At 32.9% G+C, this 23,943-nt stretch carries 32 protein-coding genes and 1 tRNA gene; 29 read left to right on the forward strand and 4 right to left on the reverse strand.

What is annotated here, in order from left to right; all coding sequences use genetic code 11:
• Window positions 1-126 precede the first annotated feature (126 nt).
• The 4 genes from QY331_07565 to QY331_07580 all read right to left on the reverse strand — a co-directional run bounded on the left by QY331_07565 (window position 127) and on the right by QY331_07580 (window position 3,393).
• Window positions 127-360 (reverse strand): hypothetical protein, encoded by a 234-nt coding sequence (locus QY331_07565; protein ID WKZ71108.1) that lies wholly within the window; start codon window positions 358-360, stop codon window positions 127-129.
• A gap of 3 nt (window positions 361-363) precedes the next feature.
• Window positions 364-1,443, reverse strand: a complete 1,080-nt coding sequence (locus tag QY331_07570; protein WKZ71109.1) for a DUF935 family protein — start codon at window positions 1,441-1,443, stop codon at window positions 364-366.
• A gap of 15 nt (window positions 1,444-1,458) precedes the next feature.
• Window positions 1,459-2,670 carry a phage terminase large subunit gene (gene terL, locus QY331_07575; GenBank protein ID WKZ71110.1) on the reverse strand — a complete coding sequence of 404 codons (1,212 nt, stop codon included), beginning with the start codon at window positions 2,668-2,670 and terminating at the stop codon, window positions 1,459-1,461.
• A 189-nt stretch (window positions 2,671-2,859) separates the two neighbouring features.
• On the reverse strand, window positions 2,860-3,393 hold the full coding sequence (locus QY331_07580) for a terminase small subunit (GenBank protein WKZ71111.1): 534 nt from the start codon (window positions 3,391-3,393) through the stop codon (window positions 2,860-2,862).
• 112 nt (window positions 3,394-3,505) lie between these two features.
• Here QY331_07580 and QY331_07585 point away from each other — a divergent pair, with 112 nt between their 5' ends.
• From QY331_07585 to QY331_07725, 29 genes are all read left to right on the forward strand, one after another.
• On the forward strand, window positions 3,506-4,558 hold the full coding sequence (locus QY331_07585; GenBank protein WKZ71112.1) for a hypothetical protein: 1,053 nt from the start codon (window positions 3,506-3,508) through the stop codon (window positions 4,556-4,558).
• A 122-nt stretch (window positions 4,559-4,680) separates the two neighbouring features.
• Window positions 4,681-5,601: a hypothetical protein gene (locus QY331_07590; protein WKZ71113.1), complete on the forward strand. Its 921-nt coding sequence runs from the start codon at window positions 4,681-4,683 to the stop codon at window positions 5,599-5,601.
• Window positions 5,602-5,615: 14 nt separating this feature from the next.
• A complete protein-coding gene (locus QY331_07595; protein WKZ71114.1) occupies window positions 5,616-5,789 on the forward strand; it encodes a hypothetical protein in 174 nt (57 codons plus the stop codon).
• A gap of 2 nt (window positions 5,790-5,791) precedes the next feature.
• Window positions 5,792-6,121, forward strand: coding sequence for a DUF2190 family protein (locus tag QY331_07600; GenBank protein ID WKZ71115.1), 330 nt, complete (start codon window positions 5,792-5,794; stop codon window positions 6,119-6,121).
• Between the two features lie 6 nt (window positions 6,122-6,127).
• Window positions 6,128-6,199: transfer RNA gene (locus QY331_07605), tRNA-Met, on the forward strand.
• 30 nt (window positions 6,200-6,229) lie between these two features.
• Complete coding sequence (locus QY331_07610) at window positions 6,230-7,006, forward strand: hypothetical protein (protein WKZ71116.1); 777 nt, start codon at window positions 6,230-6,232, stop codon at window positions 7,004-7,006.
• Between the two features lie 142 nt (window positions 7,007-7,148).
• Entirely contained in the window at window positions 7,149-7,421 is a 273-nt protein-coding gene (locus QY331_07615) for a hypothetical protein (protein WKZ71117.1), read from the forward strand.
• Entirely contained in the window at window positions 7,418-7,903 is a 486-nt protein-coding gene (locus tag QY331_07620) for a hypothetical protein (GenBank protein ID WKZ71118.1), read from the forward strand. Before QY331_07615 ends, QY331_07620 begins: the two co-directional genes overlap by 4 nt.
• A gap of 9 nt (window positions 7,904-7,912) precedes the next feature.
• On the forward strand, window positions 7,913-8,347 hold the full coding sequence (locus QY331_07625; GenBank protein WKZ71119.1) for a D-Ala-D-Ala carboxypeptidase family metallohydrolase: 435 nt from the start codon (window positions 7,913-7,915) through the stop codon (window positions 8,345-8,347).
• On the forward strand, window positions 8,344-8,598 hold the full coding sequence (locus QY331_07630) for a hypothetical protein (GenBank protein WKZ71120.1): 255 nt from the start codon (window positions 8,344-8,346) through the stop codon (window positions 8,596-8,598). Before QY331_07625 ends, QY331_07630 begins: the two co-directional genes overlap by 4 nt.
• Before the next feature lie 111 nt (window positions 8,599-8,709).
• A complete protein-coding gene (locus tag QY331_07635; GenBank protein ID WKZ71121.1) occupies window positions 8,710-8,994 on the forward strand; it encodes a hypothetical protein in 285 nt (94 codons plus the stop codon).
• Window positions 8,995-9,447: 453 nt separating this feature from the next.
• Complete coding sequence (locus tag QY331_07640; GenBank protein ID WKZ71122.1) at window positions 9,448-9,885, forward strand: hypothetical protein; 438 nt, start codon at window positions 9,448-9,450, stop codon at window positions 9,883-9,885.
• Between the two features lie 253 nt (window positions 9,886-10,138).
• Window positions 10,139-10,957: an abortive infection family protein gene (locus tag QY331_07645; GenBank protein WKZ71123.1), complete on the forward strand. Its 819-nt coding sequence runs from the start codon at window positions 10,139-10,141 to the stop codon at window positions 10,955-10,957.
• A gap of 76 nt (window positions 10,958-11,033) precedes the next feature.
• Window positions 11,034-12,116: a hypothetical protein gene (locus tag QY331_07650; GenBank protein ID WKZ71124.1), complete on the forward strand. Its 1,083-nt coding sequence runs from the start codon at window positions 11,034-11,036 to the stop codon at window positions 12,114-12,116.
• A 130-nt stretch (window positions 12,117-12,246) separates the two neighbouring features.
• Window positions 12,247-13,194: a hypothetical protein gene (locus QY331_07655; GenBank protein ID WKZ71125.1), complete on the forward strand. Its 948-nt coding sequence runs from the start codon at window positions 12,247-12,249 to the stop codon at window positions 13,192-13,194.
• 659 nt (window positions 13,195-13,853) lie between these two features.
• Window positions 13,854-14,444 carry a hypothetical protein gene (locus tag QY331_07660; GenBank protein ID WKZ71126.1) on the forward strand — a complete coding sequence of 197 codons (591 nt, stop codon included), beginning with the start codon at window positions 13,854-13,856 and terminating at the stop codon, window positions 14,442-14,444.
• Window positions 14,445-14,452: 8 nt separating this feature from the next.
• Entirely contained in the window at window positions 14,453-14,854 is a 402-nt protein-coding gene (locus QY331_07665) for a hypothetical protein (GenBank protein ID WKZ71127.1), read from the forward strand.
• Window positions 14,855-14,858: 4 nt separating this feature from the next.
• A complete protein-coding gene (locus QY331_07670) occupies window positions 14,859-15,350 on the forward strand; it encodes a TIR domain-containing protein (GenBank protein WKZ71128.1) in 492 nt (163 codons plus the stop codon).
• A 202-nt stretch (window positions 15,351-15,552) separates the two neighbouring features.
• Window positions 15,553-15,906: a hypothetical protein gene (locus tag QY331_07675; GenBank protein WKZ71129.1), complete on the forward strand. Its 354-nt coding sequence runs from the start codon at window positions 15,553-15,555 to the stop codon at window positions 15,904-15,906.
• A gap of 219 nt (window positions 15,907-16,125) precedes the next feature.
• Window positions 16,126-16,827, forward strand: a complete 702-nt coding sequence (locus tag QY331_07680; GenBank protein WKZ71130.1) for a tetratricopeptide repeat protein — start codon at window positions 16,126-16,128, stop codon at window positions 16,825-16,827.
• Between the two features lie 169 nt (window positions 16,828-16,996).
• On the forward strand, window positions 16,997-17,386 hold the full coding sequence (locus QY331_07685) for a hypothetical protein (protein WKZ71131.1): 390 nt from the start codon (window positions 16,997-16,999) through the stop codon (window positions 17,384-17,386).
• A 24-nt stretch (window positions 17,387-17,410) separates the two neighbouring features.
• Complete coding sequence (locus QY331_07690; GenBank protein WKZ71132.1) at window positions 17,411-18,028, forward strand: hypothetical protein; 618 nt, start codon at window positions 17,411-17,413, stop codon at window positions 18,026-18,028.
• 186 nt (window positions 18,029-18,214) lie between these two features.
• Complete coding sequence (locus QY331_07695) at window positions 18,215-18,649, forward strand: hypothetical protein (GenBank protein WKZ71133.1); 435 nt, start codon at window positions 18,215-18,217, stop codon at window positions 18,647-18,649.
• Between the two features lie 109 nt (window positions 18,650-18,758).
• Window positions 18,759-19,307 carry a hypothetical protein gene (locus QY331_07700; protein WKZ71134.1) on the forward strand — a complete coding sequence of 183 codons (549 nt, stop codon included), beginning with the start codon at window positions 18,759-18,761 and terminating at the stop codon, window positions 19,305-19,307.
• A gap of 1,699 nt (window positions 19,308-21,006) precedes the next feature.
• The gene (locus QY331_07705; protein ID WKZ71135.1) at window positions 21,007-21,324 is read left to right on the forward strand and encodes a hypothetical protein; all 318 of its coding nucleotides are present in this window, start codon (window positions 21,007-21,009) and stop codon (window positions 21,322-21,324) included.
• Between the two features lie 36 nt (window positions 21,325-21,360).
• Entirely contained in the window at window positions 21,361-22,290 is a 930-nt protein-coding gene (locus QY331_07710) for a zincin-like metallopeptidase domain-containing protein (GenBank protein WKZ71136.1), read from the forward strand.
• 58 nt (window positions 22,291-22,348) lie between these two features.
• Window positions 22,349-22,546: a hypothetical protein gene (locus tag QY331_07715; protein ID WKZ71137.1), complete on the forward strand. Its 198-nt coding sequence runs from the start codon at window positions 22,349-22,351 to the stop codon at window positions 22,544-22,546.
• 17 nt (window positions 22,547-22,563) lie between these two features.
• Window positions 22,564-23,673 (forward strand): AAA family ATPase, encoded by a 1,110-nt coding sequence (locus QY331_07720; protein ID WKZ71138.1) that lies wholly within the window; start codon window positions 22,564-22,566, stop codon window positions 23,671-23,673.
• A complete protein-coding gene (locus QY331_07725) occupies window positions 23,673-23,942 on the forward strand; it encodes a hypothetical protein (GenBank protein WKZ71139.1) in 270 nt (89 codons plus the stop codon). Before QY331_07720 ends, QY331_07725 begins: the two co-directional genes overlap by 1 nt.
• The last annotated feature ends 1 nt before the right edge of the window (window position 23,943 follow it).

A 23,943-nucleotide genomic window follows, 5' to 3' on the forward strand; every position in this document is an offset into this window, starting at 1 on the left:
TTGGAATTTTATATCTCTTTGGAGCATTGATCTTGTTTCGTTTAGTGCAATTGTTTTTGATTATTCCAATTAGTACTCTTATTGATCATTTTAGATACAAATAAAAATCTAATTCCAAATATCCACTTACTCCTCATCTTCCAATTTCCCAATCCGCTTTTCATGATCCTCAATCTTATATTCAACAGTATTATTAATCACCATCTGTTTATTAATCGCTGTGTTAATTCTCTCAAGTTGATTTTCTATCGCTTCGAGTTTATTTGTCATCATGTAACCTAAAGCTGCAACTAATATGCTTATCACAATCGAGAAAATAAACTTCATGATATCAAGTATGTTTTTATTTGATTCAGACATTTATTACCCTCTAATGTTTAATATATTCTTTTTATCCGGTAGAGATTCCTTATCTAATAATTCCACTTTCGCAGCTTCAACTTTCCCGAAGTTCAAAAACATATCATATTGCAATAATCGGTTTAATGTTAATTCCGGTAATTGCTTATCGCCATTACCTAACATTCTCAACATATCACGATGAACATTCGCAGCATTGTAAGAGCCACTCGATCCGATCTCGATTGTGAGTGTTTCACTAAGGACGGCTTTTGAGATTTCGTTATTGTGAAAGTTTATTATGTATTCGAAACTTTTACCGAGTTCATATTTCGGTGGTTCTTTGAAACTAAGTTTATAACTTTCTTTTTTTGTAAGAATATTCGTTTCTAACATTTCCTCGATCTTGTTTTCAAATGCTGTTATTTCCTCCGCTGATGCTGAATCGGGATAATCACCTTCAATAAAAGGTAGTCCGTATCTTTCAACTCGATCTTGCCAGTACTCAATAGCTGCTCTCTTAAAAATTACGGGCCAGTAAACATTAGCTAGTAATTTTTCTCCATATGGATTTTCATAACTTGGAAGATTACGCACGATGATAAATTTGTAATCCGGCAATGTTTGACCCGGTTCAAAAAAATAATTTCCGTCGACTTTCTTTCTCAGCTTTATTTCATTCTTTGTATCGAAGATAAACCACTCTTGCGGTTTCTCTCTCAGATCAGTAATGATTAATTCGTTTGATAATTCATCGTAATCATAAATAACTTCCATAGGTGAGAATCCGTAAAGCAAGGAGTTTAAGCATTCGTTAATTATTCTAAATACCCCGATTCTCCCAAGAACTTTTTTCGCTCTTTTTATTTGATCATTTGTACCATGCAGATAGATAATCTTCTCTAGGACTTGCATCTTTCTTTGTTGTAATGCTGCCGATAAATGTGGATCAGTTAACAAATCCCGGAAGATAGAATAATCATAAGCGTTTTCTTCTAGAATTTTATTCGGGTCGGGTAGAACTCCCATCAGACTAGTAAAGCTTGAAAGCTTCTTTCTAGTAGCAACTTCACTCGTCAACTTCTTTAATGAATATAATTGCATTTTATTTTCCTCAATTTAATTTTGTCTAATAGTTCGGAAATTCTTTTTTCTTTTTATTGCTTTAAAAGAATTCAAATCAAATTCTTTTACTTCATTCTTCGCTTCATTCAAAAACTTTGAGAGCATATCAACTTGATCATCAAATTCACCATACGGAAATTCTTCACACTCTCGTAAAAATTCATCAGTCCATTTTTCTCCGTCACGAATAAATACTTTTCCCGATTGCAAAAGCGGGGTGATTGCATGGACGTATTCAACTTTATCTTGATTAGCTTTTATTTCTTTTACCGGAATTCTCGTTTCTCTTTTTAATTCTTGGATTAAACTTGTTCCGCTTGCTTTATCTTCAATCCAAATCTCATTTACTTTGTGCTTTTCGTAAATATCCACAGCTGCACTTTTCAAATCGGGAAACTCTAAGCGTTCTCTGAAAACGTAATCAAGATAATATCCCGATGTTGTTATTACCCAAACTCCACATACAGAGAAATCATTCTCTTGACTTTTCTTAAACGCAGTGTCCCACATTGCAATTCGCTTTATTGCTTTCTCTTTTGAATATTCATTGTCTGTATAATAATTCCACCATGTAGATTTTATTATTCCTTCATCGGAACGATCAGCAAATTCTCCGTGTATTTCTTGCCGTCTCAGTTGGACCGGAATATCATTCTCTAATTCTCGTATTTGGTCTTTATCCAAAAGAGGATTATCATAAGTCGAGAAATTATAAGACTTCCAATCCGGGTGATTCTTGTTAAAAAGTTCATAAAACAAATGCTTTTCATTCTTGTGATATTTTCCTTTCGGAGTTCCACCGATAATTACTTTTGAATCTTTGTAATCCAATGTCATGGGATAAATAGATTCTAACCACAGATTTTTATTTCTAAGTATTATTCCGGCTTCATTCAGTATTATTAACCGATAACCGAATCCCTCTAAGTTCTCCGGCTTATCAGCAGAACGAAAATCACAAATGGAATTGAAAATCGATAAATCATTTTGCGTTGCTCTGAATTTATATTTCGCTTTACATTTTTTTAAGTCCGGCTCAAAGTAACGGCGAAAATATCTTTCGATATTTCCATAGATTGTATCGACCCACAGAACCGGAGAAATTCCATACATCATTTGCCTTATAACATATTTCGCAAATCCATGCGTTAATCCAAACCGGCGACCTTTAGCAATCACCTTAAATCTTTTTCCCTCGTCTTTCAAAAAGATTCCTTTCTGGATTCTGTGAAATTTTGTTTTGTATTCAATCGGTATCATCAGTAATACGCTCAGTCATAATAATTTGTTTTCCGTTGTCTCTTTCTTTCCTGCATTCAATCGCCTACAGATCAAGGCTCATTCATTCCGTCAATCAGTCACCAACTTCACTGCACAAATATTTTGCCTTCGCTCTTAATCCTCTCCCTCTATTTCGTCAATTATTTTGATTAAATATTCATTATCCCTTTGATCAGCCATCCACATTCCCAGATGCTTGCCTAATAATTCTAATGCAGTTTCTTTCGAGTAAAATTTCACACCAACCCGCACTCCTTTGTCCGTGTCATATTTTATTATTTCTTTTATCGAAGCAGTTAATTCATTCGGTAATGTAGTAATGTCTTTAAGTTCATAGTTTGGTTCGTAAAGATTCCTTACATCAGCAAAAGCTATCTTCGCTAACTCTGCAATTATTTCTTTTTCAGTGATTTCTATTTTATTCTTACGTTCCTCAATCCGTTTATCAATTTCTTTTTTGATACCAACATTTACCAACAACCTTGGTCCGGTTTTATTAACATATTTCTTGTCATATCCGGCTCTTAATGCTGCTTGAGTCGCATTAAAATCCACGCAGTATTCTTCTACAAATCTTTGCTGCTTATCCGTTAAAGGTCTATCCTCCGGATTTGTTTTCTGCTTATTATTTTTCTTTCGCTTTTTCATCTTTCCTAAACTTACTAAATATTTCCTTTCCTTGATATTTCTTTCTTGATTTTTACTTTTCTTATCTCCATATTAACAATAAATTAAATCAGACAAAATAGGATTCTTGAATATGAAACCATTTGAAATATTTAGAACCGGCACTCACACAAGCTCAAACGGAATCACAAAAGATTATTCACTCGACGATTTAGAACAGATTGCCGATAATTACAATCGCTCAGAACATGAAGCCCCAATTGTAATAGGACACCCGAAATCAAACGCTCCGGCTTTTGGATGGATTAAAAAAATATTTGTTGAAGGTGATAGACTTTTCGCCGAAGCTAAAGATTTGGCTGAGGATTTTGTTAATGCAGTAAAAGAAAAGAAGTTCTTAAAACGTAGCATTTCTTTAACCAAAGACGGACTACTAAATCACGTTGGATTTTTAGGAGCCACAGTTCCCGCAGTAAAAGGTTTAGCAGATGTCGAGTTTAACGAAGATCAAGAATTAACCGAGTTCGAATTTGATGAAGAAATGTTGGAGGAAGAAATAGGACAAGATAAAGATGCTGATGAAACTCAAACCAAAGATGAAAACTTTTCTAAATCAGAAGAAGATGAAACCAAAAACAAAAACGAAATGAAACTTTATTTCGAAAATCTTTCGAATACTCTTACTACTGTTATATCTGATTTCAAAGATGTTATCTCCAAACATTCTGATTCAAATTTACAATTCATGGAAGAAAACAAAGAAGAACTCTCTAAACTCGAAAATAAAATGAGTGATCTCAGAGCTAAGATTGACGTAGCTAACTTTGAAATGATGTTAACCGAAAGAGTCGCTTATGGAAATTTAACTCCGGCAATGAAAGAAAAAATGGTTGATCTCTTAAATTATTTCGAGACTCTTAATTTTGCCGAAACTTCTCAAAATGAAATTTCAAGTTCTATTCAAAATCTTCTTACCGAGTTCGTGAATTCTATCCCGAAGATTGTTCAGTTTGAAGAAGTCGCAACTCTTGAAGAAACTGAAACGGAAACTAAAGACGATACGTTTGATGATTTTGATTTAGACCCGGATTCTGCAGCGTTGCATTCTGAAATAATTAAGACAATGAAAAAAGATGAAATCACTTATGAAGAAGCTTTTCACAAAGTAATTAATGAGAAAAAATAATTGAGCACAAAAAAAACAAATACCAAACCAAAAAAAGAAACAAAAAACAGTAAACAATCTTCAACTAAAGCTATTGTCAAAAAACGTTTATCTAAATTTGTCAATTAATTAAGGAATAAAAAATGTCACTCAAAAAGAAAAGAGTAATCGACCCGGTTTTGACTACAATCGCTAGAGGCTTTTTTAACGCCGAGCATGTAGCCACTTCGCTTTTTCCTGTTGTAACTGTAACAAAAGAGGGTGGTAAAATTTTACAGTTCACCAAAGAATCTTTCAAAGTTTACAACACCGAAAGAGCAATCAGAGCCAAATCAAACAGAATCAATCCAGAAAATAAATCTAGTATTGATTTCGCTTTAACCGAACACGATCTTGAATATCCTATCGATTATCGTGAAGCCGATGAAGATTTAGTAAATCTACAGCAACACGGAACTAAAGTCACATCAGACGGTATTTCGCTCAGACTTGAAAAGATCGCTGCAGATTTAGCACAAGACGAATCGAATTATCCTTCCGGAAATAAAGAAACTTTGGCGAGTGGTGATAAATTCACAACCGATACATCAGACCCAATTGCAATTTTTGAAGATGCAAAAGAAGCAGTACGTTCTAAAATTGCATCATACCCGAATACTGCCGTTATCGGTGCATCGTCTTTCGCAGCTTTGAAACAACACCCTAAAATTGTTGACAGAGTTGCTTACACTACTTCCGCAGTTGTAACAATCGATCTTCTTAAAGCTTTATTGGATATTCCTAACATTGTAATCGGTAAAGCTGTGTACGCCGATGATACCGGTGCTTTTAATGATGTTTGGGCTGATAATGTCGTCTTGGCTTATGTCCCTCAGAAATCACAAAATATCGAACGTTCTTTGTATGAACCTAGTTTCGGTTATACACTACGAAAAAAGAATATGCCTATGGTTGATCGTTACGATGAATCCGGTAAAATCGAAGTTGTAAGAACTACTGATATTTTTGATGCAAAAATTCTTGGTGCTGATGCTGGTTATTTAATTAAAGATACAAACGCTTAAGGAGTTTTTATTTTATGAAAGTTAGAATTACTAACACTCATTTCCGCTACAACGGAAAATTAATTAAAGAGGGAACTGTTATTGATCTCCCTCAAAAAGAGGTAGAAGATCATCCCTCTATTTTAATTCCGGTTACTGATGAAACTCAATCAGTGACAAAATCTAAAAAGAAATCAAAAGGTAAATAGTTATGAAAACAGAACAACCTTTATTAATAACTTCTGTTAAAGCTGCTGCTGAAACAGACGCTTTTTTATTTGTTGGTTTTGATGGTGCGGTACTATCATCAGCCGTAAAATCTCTTGGCGTTTCACACGCACATACAGAATCCGGTGAACAATTACCTGTTACAGTTTCGGGTATTGCTCTTGTTCTTTCCGGTGATGCTGTCTCTGTTGGTGCGGAAGTCGAATCAGACGCAAACGGTAAAGCTGTTCCGCTTGATGCGGGAGTTTCAAACGGTTATGCTTTAGATGAAGCAACCGGAGCAGATGAAGTAATTCGTGTTTTATTGAAATAATATTTTAGTGGGATGGAGCAGTGGTAGCTCGCTAGACTCATGATCTAGAGATCGAGGGTTCGACTCCCTCTCCCGCCACAACTTTTAATTTATTTATGAGGTTTTCAAATGAGAAAAATTCAACCTTACTTAGAATCGAAAGGTCTTAAAAGTATTACCGACTTACAATTTTCCCTTCCCTCTAATGTCATTACCGTTGGTCTTGATAAGTGCGATTATACTTCTCCAAAAGATGCCGCTGATAATTCTAATTCGGGGGATTTGATTTTTGTTTTTCCGGGTACTTATGATGTCGGTAATAATTCAATTTTGCTTAAAGATAATGTCAATTGGCAGTTTATGCCCGGAGTTACGATTTCAAGTTCTTCTAGCGATAGCACTTTCACAGATGGCGGTCAAACGGTGGAGATGAAATTTGATGGTTCTCCAAACATTGTCAATACTAATCCTTCGGGTTCTCTTTTCAATTGCAGCAATCAATCTTATGTCGACTATGAAATGTATATTAGCTTCATACTAGAATCTGGTCAATATCTTTTTGATTTTAAGATATTCGACACAAATTTGCACCCCTCTATATATGAGTCATTTACTGTTTCTACACCTTACGGTGATACCGGCACTCATATGATTGATTTAAATTATTTGATTTGCTCGGGTGCTTTTACCTTAGCTGGGGATCGTCACCTTATATTTGATTTAGGCAGTAACGATCAAATGGTTTATGTCAAAACTAAATTTAACAACTCTAACCTTTTGCAAATTATGATTGATTTTCAACCAACTGATTCTCTTACTAATAGACCATCTATAGAATCGTTATTGATGACGATTCGCATTAGACCTGGTGGTAAAGATCTTGGTTCGCATCATATAGGTATTTAATAAAGTTTCTCCCGATTCATTCTATGAGTCGGTGGAAAACAGTTCTTTTCATGTATTTCTTTTAAGATTCATTATTTACTCCATTCTGTCTCGATTAAAATCGGGACAGATTTTTTTATTTATCGCTATGCGCGAGCTCATTATGCCAAACAAATTAATTCTTGAATGCAAACATACAGACACAACCAAGACTGAAAATCCTCAGCCATGCAAAACATTTTTATCGGACGATAAAGGAAATAAATCTTCAATGAGATTAATGTCTTTTATCGCTTTAATCGCTGCTCTTACAATTTCCGGCTTGCTTTTATTCTTAGATCGCATCACTCCGGAATCCGTTACACTCGTTTCACTTTTTATCTTCGGTGCATTCGCTCCAAAAGCATTACAGAAATTCGCGGAGGTCAAAGAATGAATTGGAAGAATATCCTTCCCATAGCATTCATCTTAATCTTAATCATAATCTTACTCTTAATCTCAAACTCAATCATCCAATCATGCAATGAATCTTCTTCCCAGTATTCCAATATTCCATCTTTCCATCATTCCGCCGACACCATATATGCTAAGCCCGATACTATTTTACTTTTTGATACAGTTAAAGTAAATCAACTATCTGCTCAACTCGATACCGTTTATATAGATTCCACTCGTATCATATCCGCAGCAGCCGACACAACATTTCAAAAAGATTCTTCGCGGATCTCTGTTAAGTATTTCTTTCCACCACTTAATTACTTTGAGATCGCTGCAGATTTGAAGGAAAGAATAATTACTAAAGTTAAAACGATAACGGAAGTAAAGGAATTTGAGAAACCGATACCCCTTTTCAAAAATGAATTCTTTTATTCTTCGGTAGTCCTTGCTGTCCTTCTAGTCCTTTCATTATTAAAATAGGTTAACTCTATGTACGTTCCAAAATATTTCAAAGCTTATGAATTTGTCTCTGAAAAGATTTATAAAATCTATGGTGATAATTCACTGATGTTTGTCTCTGATGAAATGAAAATCACGATGGATCATATTAGAGAATTCTTCACTTATATGTCCGGGACGGACAAAAAGGTTTTTATAAATACTTGGTTGTGGGATGGTCATTTCAAATCACGCGGTTATCGTGATCCGTTTACAAATATTGGTTCTCATTTATCTCAACATAAATTCGGCAGAGCTATCGACTTCGATGTTGAAGATATCGATGCTTACGATGTTCGACAAATCATTATGGATAACCAAGAAAAGTTTCCGCACATCTACAGAATGGAAAAAAATATTAATTGGGTTCATATTGATATGCATCCTGATTATAAAGACAAACGAATTTATTTATTCAAACCATGAAACCAAAACTTTTTATATCGCAGACTTCCTTCCTCAGAGAAGAAGCTGAGGAAAGATTAGATCAATTATCCAAAATCGGAATTGATTCTTCTCTCTCAGATGAAGATGTCGAAATGATTCCTATTAAAATTCCATACGATAAGATTGTCTATTCTTATCCACTTGGAGAAGGATTCAAAGTCGGCGTTATTAGTGCCGGCTCTTTTTGGTGCTTAGATGATCCGTTCGCTGATAAGAATGATCGTACTTAATCAATTACTATAACTGATAAATCTAAGAATTAGGGAGAGTTTGTTTCACAAATTAATTAACACTAAAATCTTTGTAAACATTATCGATGTGAACTCTCCCGCTTATTTTTTATGAGCAATCCAAGAAGAAAAAGAAAGGACAACAATCATAATGAGATTCAGACTAAACTTGCTAAACTTCCTGCTGTTTCTGTTGTGGATATCTCTAATTTTGGTAATGGGATCGGTGATCTTCTAGTCGGTTACGCCGGTAAGAACTTTCTTTTTGAAATCAAAAATCCAAATAAAAAAATTACATACACTTCCGCAGAGGAAGTATTTCGTAGATCATGGTTCGGGAATCATTACAAAATCCAATCTTTTGATGAAGCTTGCAACATTCTTTTCAACGCTTAATAAACTTTTCCTTGTGAACATTTGAACTTTTTTTCTTATTTTGTTTTTCAATTCCAACAGTTTAGGTTGTTATGGATTTGACATCTGTAGTTTCCTTTTCTCTTGTTACTTCTCTCTCTTATCAAGATGCAATTCTCGGAATGTTAGATCGGCAATTATTTCATAAAATAAATCTTAAATCTAATCGGAGATTTTTCAATAAGCATTTACATTATAATCAATTATAGAATTTATTGAATTATATAAATGATTGTTAGATCTGCAAAATCCGCAAAACTAACAACCGAAGTGTTATTAAATCGTGCAGCTTAAATAAAAGTTAGGCTGTAGAAATTATCCGTGTAATTACGAATATCAATTTATTAAAGGAAATATTATGAGAAATACTTTACCTCTTTATTCCATCCCTTTTAGGATGGGAAATAGATCACAACTAAACAAAATGAGGTAAGTATGAAACGGATAGTAGTAATTCTGTTCGTATTATTTTCTTCAATTGTGTTTTCTTCACCAAAAAGTGGAGATGATAGCAATAAGACAAATAATACAGAACTTATTGAACAACTTGTTCCAATGGTAAAATCTATTTTGCAAGGGAAAGATATTACTGAACTCAAAGAAAATATTTCTCCCGAAGCATATGTAATCAATAACAATACTTACGAAAGTATATTTGAAGTATTAGGCAATCAATCAAAAAAAGAAATGTTCATTGATGGAAAAGAAATTAAAGTTGAATTTGTTTATTTATGGCTTCCAGAGGATAAAAAAGAAGCGTATATGGTTTTAGAAACAAAATCGATAGATAACACGAAGACAAGTTGGCATTCAATCTTATTTAAGATTGGCGTTAATAATAAATGGCAAATCTTAAGTTGGCATAAAAGTTAAATAAACAGCCTAACCCACAAATCAACCGGACGCCGATTTCAAACCGGCATTTGTGCGTTTCTTAGGTTTATTGAAATATGCAAGGTTGCTATTCAGCAGTAATGTATTAAAACTAAATTGTTGCAACCGGCTTGTACGGTTGAATTTACAAACCGGTTGCTAAATTATTGATGTTATTCTTTTAATCGGCTTTCCTGTTCTGGCGCCGGTTATTTACGCAGCCGTTAGTGTGCTAAATTAATTGGGAATCATAATGTCTGAATTAAAATATATTGATAGACTAAAGTTTGAAAAAATATTTGGTATGGGTGGTGGATATGTAATGGATTTTACTAATAGAACTTTTAGAGATTTTATTTACCAAACGATTGACAAAGATATTTATGATGATAAATACGAAGGATTTAGTGGTTCTAAAGCAAATAGATTAAGAAAGTTTTGGGAAGTTGAATCAAATTATTTGGCTGCGAAACTTAACTCGAATCTACTGGAATATTGGAAATCATTAAACATAGCTCCAGATAAAGAATTAAATGACTTATATGAAGAATGCCTAAGAGTATGTGAAGAATTAAAGCAAGATTCGATGGATGAACATATTGGTGCGATAAAACCTAATACTGAGGATAAGGATTTCTCAACTCTTGCAAATTTAATTCGTGATAGTATTGAGAAAAATGAACCTGAAACAGCAATTGATAGACTTCATACGTTTGTTGTTAAATATATTCGCAGTTTATGTAATAAGCACAGTATTAACTATGACAAAAATAAAGCTCTACACAGTTTCTATGGAGAATATGTCAAACATCTTAGAGCGGAAAATAAAATTGAATCGGAGATGACAGAAAGAATTTTGAAAACATCCATTTCAATCCTTGAAGCATTTAATACAGTTAGAAATGATCAGAGTTTCGCTCATGACAATCCAATTCTAAATTATAATGAGAGCTTACTCATATTCAAGAACATAGCGTGTGTAATTGAATTTTTAGAATCTATTGAGAGAGATGATAAAAAAGAAGATGAAGATAATAAGGATATATTTGTTGATGATGATCTACCATTTTAAATAGCACACTAACACGCAAATCAACTGGACGCCGTTATGTGTATTGCAATGAACATTTCATTAACTCATTATTAATATGATTAAATTATTTCCATACATTTATGAACCAGAGAAAAGTCTTGAGGTTTTACAACAAACAGAGAAATATTTTATTGAGAAACCTGATATTAAAAACAAAATTGAAGAACTAGGATGGGTTTACCATAGTATTGGCAAATCAATTCCACAAACCACTGAGAACTTTTGGTCTGGTCATTATTTCCCTTATGTTGAATCTTGGGATGAATTACAAATATCATTTAATCTTGTAGCTTTCGGTTTATATAAACAAGCCTTTATGTCACTAAGAAATGCTCTGGAAGTAGGGATGTTATCGGTCTATTACAATATTGATGATGATGGACACAAAGTGGTTAAAGATTGGCTGAATTCAAAGGACACTTGGGAAGCAAACACACCAAGGTCAGATAAAATTTGGAAAATTCTTAAGTCTAATGGTAATATTAATAAATTCAATGAGTTATTTAGATTGGAAGATGAATTTAATTCATTGAGTTTTCTACATAATTTTGTTCATACAAAAGGTTACAAATTTTCAAATAAATTAGGAATTCCAAAACCCAACTGTCAAACTTTTGCGGAAGATATATTTCTAAAGTGGTTAAATACATATCAAAGAATAATCGAATTTATATTAATATTACATATATTAAAATATCCAATATCCATTATCGAATATGATTGGAGTGTGAAAATTGGTATTGATAATCCCTTCCCAGTTCTTGAGGTATTTGAGATTGAAAAGATTAAAAAAATATTACCAAAAGAATATTTTGATGAATTAAAGAAAATTGCAGAAAACGATAAAAATACTCAAGATTTGTTTGATCATATATGTAATCTACCTGATATGAGTGAAAATGACCAAGAATCACAAATTATTAGGTCGGTTAAAATGTTCATCGAACACGGAGAAGGTTTTATTGAATGGGAGAAAAAAGAAAGAGAATTAATGAAAGAATGTAGTGATGAGGTAAAAGAAAAAATATCCAAACGAATTGAAATCATTAGGGAATGGGCAATAGAAAATAATATGATGAAATCGCAATTAGAGAGATTAAAAGAGGAAGGCTTTTTCAATAAACAAAAATACACATGACATCTTTAATAAGTAAAAAGTCAAGATGACATAAATATTCTTGACAAATAAATTTTTATTAAATGAGAACTCGGCTATATTAGAAACTAAAGATGACACGCCGTTAGGTGCCAAGGAATTATAGGATATAATGGATTTAACAAACATTCCATCTGACCCATTTGAAAGTAGGTTAGCATTTTTGAGAGATGGTTTTGACATATATGCTAATCTTACTATTGAATATATTCAGAAAGAGTATCCAAAGAAATTAGAACTTTATCAATGTTTAGACTTTATGGGTTATTCAATGTCAGAAACAAGTAAATCTGATTTTGAGACTCTAAAAAGACTTTGGTTTTTCCCAACGAATGAAGCGATAAGTGAGTTGAATGAATGCTTACACAGAATATTAGAGGCTGCTTATAAAGCTGGATATGATAATCTCCGACGTGCTTTAGAACTTATTGTTGTCGGTTCATACTTTTCAATGAGTGAAACTAATGAGAAAGATGCAATAGATTGGCTTAACTCACAAAGAGGAACACCTTTATTCTCACGTGCAATTAAATCGCTTCTTAATGATAACAGATTTTTTAATCTTGAAAAAGATACTCTTTGGGTAACCAATCTAAAGAATTTTTATTGGTATCTATCGGATATTATTCACACTAGAGGTAATAACTATTCTCTTGAAGCTCTCCAACCCTCTAATTTTTCATACAACAATATTAGAACTGCTCAATTTTCCAAAGCGAATCTAAAGCAATTATTGGACACATTTATTGAGACATTTAAAAATATATGCACTTGCATAGCTATTACAAATCCAATCTTATTAATTGGATTACCAGTTGATGAAAAATATGGTTTTGATACCCCCGTTTCTGGTTTTTTCCGCGAACATCAATCGAATGATTTGTGGAATTTATTAATACCTGAAACAAAAGAATATTTTAGAAATTTAATTTCTACAGATTTAGAATTAATCTCTGTTTCTAGATGGATGAATTCTCTTCCTGATAAGACTGAAGAAGAAATTGAGAGACAAATTGAAGAATTTAAAAAAACTATAAACGATTTAAAAAAAGGCAACTAACATCTTTAATAAGTGAAAAGTCCCTCCTTCGTAAAATACAACTTCGGAGGGCGGGCAAGTTGGGTATAGTTTTTCCGTGAAATAAGTTTTGTGGAAAAGTTCTTAGTTAAAAAATTATTAAAAAAATATAAATCGGCGTTGCTGGTTGTTTAATAGAACACGCCGTTAGGCAGTCAAAAACATTATTATAAAATATTGCAATACTTTGGGATTTTGGGTCAACGTAAATAGTTAGTGAAAAAATATTAAACAGTAGAATAAGTTGAAAATTCAATATGGATAAAACTCATTTAATAATGATTGCTTTTGGTCTTGTTTCTGCCATTTTATATTTCGCTACTCCAAATACTAAAAAAAATGATCCAAATTGGATGAAACTTGGAAGTGTAGCAATTTATATAAGCATAATTATTGGGATAATAGGATTATTCTTACTTATAAGAGATTTAATATTTAAATGAAATATATAAAAACTGCCTAACATCTTTAATAAGTAAAAAGTCCCCGCATCAAAAAACTGTGGGGTGAGTAAGTGGATATAGTTATTCCATGAAATAAGTTTTGTAGAAAAGTTGTTTGTAAATCATTATTGAAAAAATATAAATCGGTGTTGCTGGTTGTTTAACATAACACGCCGTTATACATTTAAGGGAAACATTATGAGTTTATTCAACAAGGTTGATTTACAAAAAAAATATGATTCAATATCACGAGGGCTTTACAAATCTGCAAGCACAATTTTACTTGAAGATTCAAGATCGTTTTCTGAATATAAAACTTATGATGTGTTTTTATCGCATAGTTCATTGGATGCCAGTTATATTCTAGCCATTTCCGAAGAAATTAAAGATTTAGGATTTACAGTTTATGTCGATTGGATAGAAGACCCAGCATTAGATAGAAAAAATGTAAATAAGCATACTGCCGCTAAACTAAGAGAAAGAATGAAAAATAGTAAATCATTGTTTTACGCAACCTCTGTTAATTCTTCTGATTCAAAATGGATGCCTTGGGAATTAGGTTATTTTGATGGTATAAAATCTAAAGTAGCAATATTACCTGTGTATGATAGCCCCAAATATCTTGCAAATTATAAAGGTCAAGAATACTTGGGATTATATCCATTTGTAGCAAAGGGAAAAATACAAAATAAAAATGAGGAAGCACTTTGGATTCATTATGATGAAAATACTTATGTTAACTTTTATTTCTGGTTGAACCAAGGCAAACAACCCTATAAACATTATTAGGTGGTTTTATGGAAAGTAAATTAAAACACTTGGAAATGATACAAGGAATTATCAACCGGATGGCTCAAAATTCATTTATGCTAAAAGGTTGGAGTGTTATTATAATTTCTGCACTTTTTGTATTAGCAGCAAAAGATTCAGTTAAAGAATTTGTTTACTTGGGATATTTCCCCGCTGTAATATTTTGGGTCCTCGACAGTTATTTTCTCTGGCAAGAAAAATTATTCAGAAAATTATATGATAAAGTTAGATCAATTAGTAATGAGGATATAGATTTCTCGATGAATACAAAAGAATTTTTGACTGAAGTAAGTTGGTTTAAAACCACTTTCGCAAAAACACCTGTTTTATTCCATCTCATGGTGTTATCTGTTCTAATAATAGTCACTATAATTATTAATTGGAGGTAATTTTTTGGCCCGTAGAGTGTTTTTTAGTTTTCATTTCGATCGTGATTCTTGGCGTGTCGGTCAAGTTAGGAATTGTAACGTAGTTACAAATAATTATATTCGAAATGATTTTGTAGACTCAGCAATTTGGGAAGCTGTAAAGAGTGCTGGAGATACTGCAATAAAAAATTGGATTAATAATCAATTAAAAGGTACTTCTGTAACAATTGTATTAATCGGTAATCAAACTAATGAGCGGAAATATGTTCATTATGAAATTGAACAGAGTATTGCCAAGGGGAATGGCTTTCTTGGAATTTACGTCCATAATATTAAAAATCAACATCAAATGACCGATTTTATGGGCTCAAATCCATTAGATGCTTGGCAAGTAAGAACAATTTATGGTAATCAATATTTGTCGCAAATATTTAGAACATATGATTGGGTGCTGAATGATGGTAGAACTAATATTTATAACTGGGTTGAAGAAGCAGCAAGGATTGCTGGCAAATAAAACGTATAACCTGCTTTTCCACCCGACCGAGTTTTCAATACGGCACTGTGCAAATTATGGGGTTTGGTATAAAAGGTAAGCATTGCCTGTAACATTGTTCTAATTAATAAATTTACAAAAATTATTGGCAGTAGCTTTTCAGTTCGTAATTGTTATTAGGGGCGGCCGGGTGAAAAGCCACACCGATAAAATATTGTGATATATGCTTAAGATAATTACCATTATTATATTATCTCTAATATCAATTTTTATTCTTTTCTCAACATTCTACTTTTGGTATTCAGCTTTTAAAGGTAAGCGGGATATTGTAAATGGAGATAGTAATAAATATTATGCTATTTTTATTGGCTCTTTAGTAGGTGTAGGTATTTTATCATATCTCTCATTTGATGGTATATTATTTTTTATACCCGAAACTTGGGGAAACATAAATGATGATGGTGACTTTTTTTCTTATAAAAGCATAATTGCTGGTTTTTTATCAGTGCTGTTGACATTCTTTTTCCATTCAAGACCATTTAAATTTATCAACTTTATAAGAAGTAAGGAGGATTGAGATATAAATATAATCTTAATCTTCTAATGCAACATAACATCTTTAATAAATAAAAAGTCAAGAGGATATATTTATTCATTAAATATGTTTTGTAAAAAAGTTGATTGTAGATAATTATTGAAAAATGAATTATCGCTAATGGATATTTAACATAAAAACCGTTTAGCAGAATAAAAGGGTAATCATACTGTGCAAATCTTAGGCATTATACTCTGGATCTTGAGTTTAGTATGGGCAATAACTCAAGGTCTAAATATTCGCCGTAAGGCTAAAGTCGAACAAGCTACAGAACATACGTTGGAAGTACATGCATTTCTGGCAGCAGTTTCTGTTGTTATCGTACCATTACTATCTCTATCTCCTTTCCACTTATTATGGATGTTACCTGTTTCTTTTTTTCTCGGGTTATCGAGTATAATTTTTCCACTTAATTTATTATGGTATCCAGCTTCGTTATATAGTTATTTGTGGTATTATGGTGTAAAAAATCCTGGTCGGGCTTTTTATCTTAATGGTGATTATGAAAATGCGATAAAACATTTCAAAGCACAGCTTCACTCAAATCCTAATTCTGCGGAAACATTTTTTAACTTAGGCCTAGCATATGATAAAGCTGGTGACACCAATAATGCAATTGAATCATATAAAAATGCTGTTCAGATTAGACCCGATTCTGAAATCACATATTTAAATCTGGGATTAGCATATAAGGACTCTGGTGATTACCAAAATGCTATTGAATCTTTCAAAGAGGCAATAAAAATTAAACCGACCTATTATAAAGCTCGCGTTAATTTGGGTTTAGTTTTTCTTGAACTTGGTGATATCGAAGGTGCTATGAAAGAATATGTTATTCTTAAGAAATCAGATAGCTCTATAGCTGCTGAATTATATTCAGAAATTGAAAAGCTTAACAAATAGCTGAAATTATGAAGTATTATGAAAAAGGTAGTTCAGCCAAATCGTTTTAATAAGTTAAAAATCAAGCGGTCGTAAATATACATAACAAAGTATATTTTAGAAAAGGAGAACTCCGTGTCGTTATTAACATAACGGCCGTTATATGCTTGAGAAATAGTAAGGTGTTTACATGATCAAACAAATATTAAGTAAGCTTTTTGGATTTAGGTGGTCCCTTTATGTATTGCGTAACAAAAAAGAGCTAGGTTTTGTCATGCATAGTCAAAATGTTGGCGACTTAGTTGGATATATTGGAAGTTGGTTTGAAAAAAAAGGCGAACCACATAACAATTATTCACTTGCCTTAAATTTTAACAAAACTAATGAAGTAATCCATTTATCCCAACACCACTTTAAAGAAGACGGATTCCCAACAAATGAATTATGGAATAAACTAAACAGCATAGATAAAAAGTGGAAAGGTAAACCTCATCTTCAAATGAATGAATTCTTTTTTATTAATGTTGCGACCGGTGAAAAAGTTGATTCAACCATAGTCAAAGAATTAATTTACTTATAAAATATTAAAATAACAGAAAGTGTAATGGAAAAAGCATTTTGGTTATTACTTGGCTCTATTATCACAATTGTGATTACAAAGTTATTTGAAATCTTTCAAGCAAGTAAAGAGAATAAATTTACATTACGCAAAATTTACTTTGAAAAGAAAATAATTGCAGCCGAAGAAGCAATAACAGATTTATATAATGATCTAAACGGTATTAGCAAATTTATGAGGGTCTACAATAAAATCGCTAACTCTAAAATAGAAGATTTTCCTTTTATATATAAGGAAATGGAATATCTAAATGAGGAGACCAAAAAAGCAATTGATGCTACTGATAAAATTGCCCATCGAATGTATCTATACTTTGATTTTGATGAATATATGGAAAAAGAAGAATCAAACTTAGATGCATTGCTAGATCTTTCCACTGAATTGAGAAGTGCCGAATCTGAAATAGAGATAATAATAAAAGTTGCTAAAGATTTTGATAAAGACCAAGGAGCAGAAGAAATAGCGTTAAATAAAATTAAAGAGAAATTTGAGGAATACATCCCAAAATTAAAAGAACTTGTTCAACTAGGTCATCGTGCACAAAAAGATGCAAGGATGCAATTGAAACAAATTAAAGCAGAAATGAAAAAATATGATTTATGAAGAAGTGCATATAGTCTTTTGATTAAGCACAAAGTCTTGCCTAAGTGCAACTATAATTTCGGAGGTCGGGTAAGCTGGGGATAGGTGTTCTTGAGTAAAAGTTTCTAAAATAGTTCTTCTTTTATAGGAGAATATGGTTAGTACGACGTTATTGGTTATTTGGCATGATCCATCGTTATGTGAATTATGAAATATTTAGCAATTATTAAATATTATCTTTTACTTCTGCTTTTATCGGTAGTAGCATACATCAGTATATATATATTGAGCTATTTAATTATTTATTCCCACTATCTACTTGAAGCAAATTTTAGTTTTATTGCAGATGTTATGAAAATAATGGTTGGAAACATTGCCTACACTTCATCATTATTTTTAATGGTCGAAGTTACAGCTATAATGGGAAGCGGTTATATTTTAGGCAAAGTAACAGATAATCTTTCATACAATAATCCACCTTGTGGTCAAGCTTTTATATATGTACTAGCAACTATTTCTATATTTTTTATTACTGTTTTTTTTATTATGGTTTTTAGTGAAACACTTTATTGGTTCTTTGATTATTTGATAACAATTCTTTCACCAATATTATTTGTTTTACCATTTGGTGCCAATTACTAATAAAACATAAATGGAAGTTTTTAGATTAGAAATTAATTAATGGATTTAATTCTGTTTCGGTAGTTGATTGATAATAAGAATTAACCATCGATACATTTGAGGTACTTTTATGTCTCATGCTAACGATACTGAATGGATTCCAATAACAATGGAAACAACCTTACGCGAAAATGATGTTGTTTCTAATATCGAATTAAAAGATGGTAAAGAAGAATTAATAATTTGGCGTTTGTTAACAATTGAAGATTCTCCTTTCCCTGGTCTAATACCTTTAAGAAGTATTATGCGTTCTGGTGTTGCTATCGATCCAAAAGATCGAAGAGAAATGGGTGTTGTGAAAGAGTATTTTGTAGAAAACAATTTTTCATTATTAGTTGGAAAGTCTGATAATGAAAATGATTGGCCTGTTTCACTTATTGAAGCAGTCGAATTACTAAAATCAAAATTGACAGTTGAGCAACAAGATGAAATTCGTAACTATAAACAAGATGATTTAATAGATCTGCATTTTAGCCTTGGGCTTTGGATTAGAAATACTTTTGGGTTACATGGGGGTAATAAACAATTATTAATGGATTGCTCACCGGATAAACCTGAACCTGATAATGTATCTGGGATTATTATAGAAGAGTTTTGGAAGTCTTTACAAAACGTTTGATTATTTAGGGTTCTCCTTCGCCCTTCGGGTCTCGTAAGTTTATCATAATTCGCCCCGATATATCGGGGTCTCATGTATAAAATCACCTTTCATTAAACCAGATCAATCATTTCATTTGTGCGGTTCTATCTTAACATTCAGCAAAGTTGACCGTTTTTCAAAAGACGTGGATTCCCGGTTAAGCCGGGAACCACAACAAAAAAGGTCAACATTGCTTATCAGTAAATCCGAACATGTTTCAACTGCCAAAGATAATTCGTTACCTTCATTCAGCTACATTTCGTGATCCTTCATTCCGCTTCATTCACTTCACTCATTAACTTTGTTTCTCTAAAAGCAAAATCATATTTGTAGTTCTATCCGTGTTTCGTTCCGCTTCACTCGACTAAAATATTATCAATGCAACTTTCGAGGTAAACAGTCCGGTAATTCGCCGGACGTTTACCTCTCACATGGGTTATGCAACAGTTGACCGTAAACATCGGATAATTCAAAAGCCCGATGTTTAGGTCAACAATGGGTCATGGTCACGTTGACCGTAAAACATCATATAGAACAAAAGCATGATGTTTTAGGTCAACAATTGATCAATCATACTTTTGTCTCGTTTTGCGGAAACAGAAACACTTAACATTCGCAGATTGTTAATCATTCCGCAGTTAACCCATTAAAGACTTTGGGATAACTAATCGCTTCATAACAAACTGCATCAGTAAATCGATTCATGGGGATTGCAACCTAACAGAAATCTACTTTCATTAGAGTCATCCGATCGTTTCATTTGTGCGTGTTAGTCGGACATTCCGCAATAACTCATTTCGCTCGGTCATGCTTTTTGTTTCTAATCGCTTATGTTGTTTACTTCGCTTTTGTTGAAATTTAAGCTTCGTTCACAACTGACCCCACTTACAAAAAGACTCGCCCTCGCTTCATTCGTCAATGCTCATCAATTAATCATAATATGTTTCGTGAAGCAAAAGTTTTCATTCCTCATTCGCTTAACGGGACACACGCTCATTCGTCATTCAAACCTTTGCAAAACAAAATCAGAAAGGACTTATTCCAAAAACCCTTCCTTGTTGTTTGCCGGTAAACATCACCGGCTTGAATGAAAAAACCCGCCAGTATTCAATTTTAGTGTAAAACAAAATCACTGTGTCGACAACCTAACATATATCTGCAATCGATAAATGCAAGGGTACATAAACTCGTTTTGTCAGTTTTCTTCACGCCTCAATTATTCGGCTAAAAACTTCCAAAACTTCGCCCTTGCATTGTCTTGTTCAATGCAACGTACATAGGTAAAAGCATTTTTCTGCGCGGGTTTTTTCAAATGTTTTTTTGGGGAAAGTCCGTCAACAATTTAGGGGTAGTCATGCAACAATATATAATATTAAAACTAAGGTGTAATAAATACGGCATTCAATCTATTCATGTTGTCCAGCATAAAAAAAATTGTTCTGTTAATTGTTGGTTTTCAAATGGCAGCTTTTCTTCAGTGCGGTTCCGGTCTGCTTCGCAAGCCGTTTCTTTTGCTCGTTTCGTTTGCGGTGCAAAACCTAAAAACAGTCCGGTGCAATTATCATTATTATAGTTTCTTAATCTTTCTTTTTATTGTTATTACTTGCTATTTCTTTCCTTTTCTTGTATATTTCAAGTGTTCTTTTGTTCAGTTTTTCACAATCAAAAGGAGTTTATTATGTCACTATCAAAAACCGTTTCTTTAGCACTAAGAGCCGGCTGTTCTTTTTTTGGTGGCAAACCTTTATTATCTGTGCCTTACGGTCGCAGAGGTCAACTTGTTTTATTATTTCGCAAACCGTTAAACCCTTACTTCTTTTTTTTCCTGCTCAAAAATTACTCCGCTGAAAATATAACCCTTAAAGCTGTGGAATACAAAGGGGTATTATATCACGGTGTTTTTGTCGCAATTCCTTTTCGTGTTACTAAAAAATTTCTTTTCTCGTTTCGCAAGTTCTCAAAACATCATCATCACTTAATAAGTCATTTTGCTTAAATCATTCCGGCATATTGCCGGGAAGGAGTTAACATCATGAAAAGATCAGACATTTATAATAAGGTTAATTCAGTAATCAAAGATAAACTTGCTTCCGGGTCTTTGCCTTGGCGCAAGACATGGAACAACGGAAAACCACCGCAGAACTTTATTTCAAAACATTTATATCAAGGAATCAATTTTCTTTTACTTTCTTGTTTTGATTTTCCTTCACCTTTCTATTTAACTTTCCTTCAAGCAAAGGAAAGAAACGCCTATATCAAAAAAGGCGAAAAAGGTATTCCGATTGTTTTCTGGAAATTATTGGATAATACCAAGATCAAAGAATCCGGTAAAGCAGAAATTGATAAAATTCCATTCATGCGTACAAGTACAGTTTTTAATCTTTCGCAAACTTCGCTTTATAATTCCGCAGCTCTCGAAGATCTTAAATTTCCAAACGTGGAAAAATTTCTAGCTACTGTTCCGGCAGTTATCAAAAATAATATTCAAGGTAAAGCAGTATTTAATCTTACCAAAGATTTTATTTCTATTCCTGCAATCTCAGAGTTTGAATCCTCAGATGAATATTATTCAACTTTATTCCATGAGTTAATCCATTGGACCGGATTCAAAAACAGATTAAACCGTTTCAAATCCGCAGACTATAACTCAGACAACTACTCAAAAGAGGAACTTATCGCGGAAATCGGCTCGGCTTATCTTTGCTCTTATTTCGGCATTAATAACACTCTGGATAATTCGGCCGGTTATATTCAAGGATGGTTAAACTCTCTAAATAACGATCAATCAATTTTTATATCCGCAGCAGCACAAGCAAAAAACGCAGTTAATTATTTAATCAAAGATTTTGAAGAATCCGCAGAGCAAGACCCCGTTAATACTTCGGAAAGAGAAACTTTCTTTAATGCAGAAGCAGAAAACGCAGAAGATTTAGAACCTGGATTTGTAATGGAACATCGTTAAAAATATTAAACCGGTTCCGGCATTCGTGCCGGTTCCGGTGGGAGTTAATAAAATGTGCATGAGAAATATCGACGTAAAAGCAGAAAGAGAATTTGAAATAATTCAAAGCTATCTAAATGATCAACATATAAGCGATCTATTAGAAATCATTCCGGACAGATTCGAGGAAGATATCAAAGATGCATTAAAAGAAATCATTCAAGAATACAATCTTATCTATATAAATCAATTCAATGAAATTTGTTTTGAATCATAAAAGAAGGAGTAACCAAAATGAAATTAGAAAATTTTGCAACCGCTTTAGTAAGTAAGAATCACTTCATCAAAGCTTCTTTCGGTGGTTTTCAAGGTGCGGGAAAAACTCGCACAGCAACCGAGTTTGTTATCGGTGCTTACAAAGATTTGAAATGTACCAAGCCGGTTTTAATTCTGGATAATGAAAAAGGTTCAAGGTTCTTAATCCCGATTTTCAATAAAGCCGGTATCAGAGCTATTGTTAAAGATACTCGCAGTCTTTCAGATGTTAAACAAGCTTTTAATTTTCTCAACAATAAAGAGATCGATTTTCTTTTCATCGATTCACTTACAAAGATTTATTATCAGTTTGTCAAAGACTATAAAGCAAAAAACAGAAAGTCTTTTATGTCGCTGATGGACTGGGGAAAACTTCTTCCCGCCTGGCAAGAAGAGTTCTCAGATGTGTTTGTGGAAACAGAAGGAAATATAGTCTTTACCGGTCGAGGTGGTTTTGAGTATGAGAAGGAAGATGATCAGAAAGATGAAGCCGGAAATATTACAGAGAAAGGAAGTTATGTTAAGTCCGGTGTAAAAATGAAAATCGCCGGTGAAACTCCCTATGAAACCGATCTCAATATCTGGATGCAATTAGAGAAAGAATTAAAGAATGATAAACCCGTTCAAACAAATGTTGCTTATGTTCTCAAAGATCGTTCGGACACAATAAACGCCAAATCTTTTTCTATGCCTAAATACAGAAATTTGAAACCGGTTATTAGATTTATTCAAGGTCTTGAAGTTGGAGAGATTGCTGGAGAATCCACTCATGAGAACTTCACTCCCGGAGATGATCTAGATTACTGGCAAAGAAAGCAAGAACAAAAAATTGCTCTCGAAAAAATAGAAGCGGTATTCGATGAAAATGGATTAGGTGATGCAAGAAGTAAAGCTGATAAACAACTAAAAGCGGTAATCATTAAAAAGGTTTTTGGTACAACTTCCAAAACGGAAATTGAGAAAATGAAAGCTTCTCAGCTTACATATCTCAAAGAATCTTTAGAACAATTATTTATTGATCTAAAAGACAACCAACCGGAAAACCCGATTGAGTTCATAGAAGCGTACAACTTAGAGGAAGCTGCTTAATGAAGCTTTCCTTATTCAAATATGATTTAGAGATTGAAGCAGCCGAAAAACGCCGGGAGCTTCAATCTCTTTTTACTGATGATGAGTTAGATTCAATCGCACAAGTTTTTGATTATCAATACAATCGTTGCTTTTGGGAATTGAGAAGTCTTAATTCAAAACATTGGCTGCCGGATGAAGTATTAAAGAGAAAGAGATATTCAATTTCCAAGCAGCGATCGTATTGTAAAACATATCGAGATAAATTTAGAAACGCTAAAAGGAGATAAT

The sequence above is a fragment of the Melioribacteraceae bacterium genome, from assembly GCA_030584085.1.
Classification (GTDB): domain Bacteria; phylum Bacteroidota; class Ignavibacteria; order Ignavibacteriales; family Melioribacteraceae; genus SURF-28.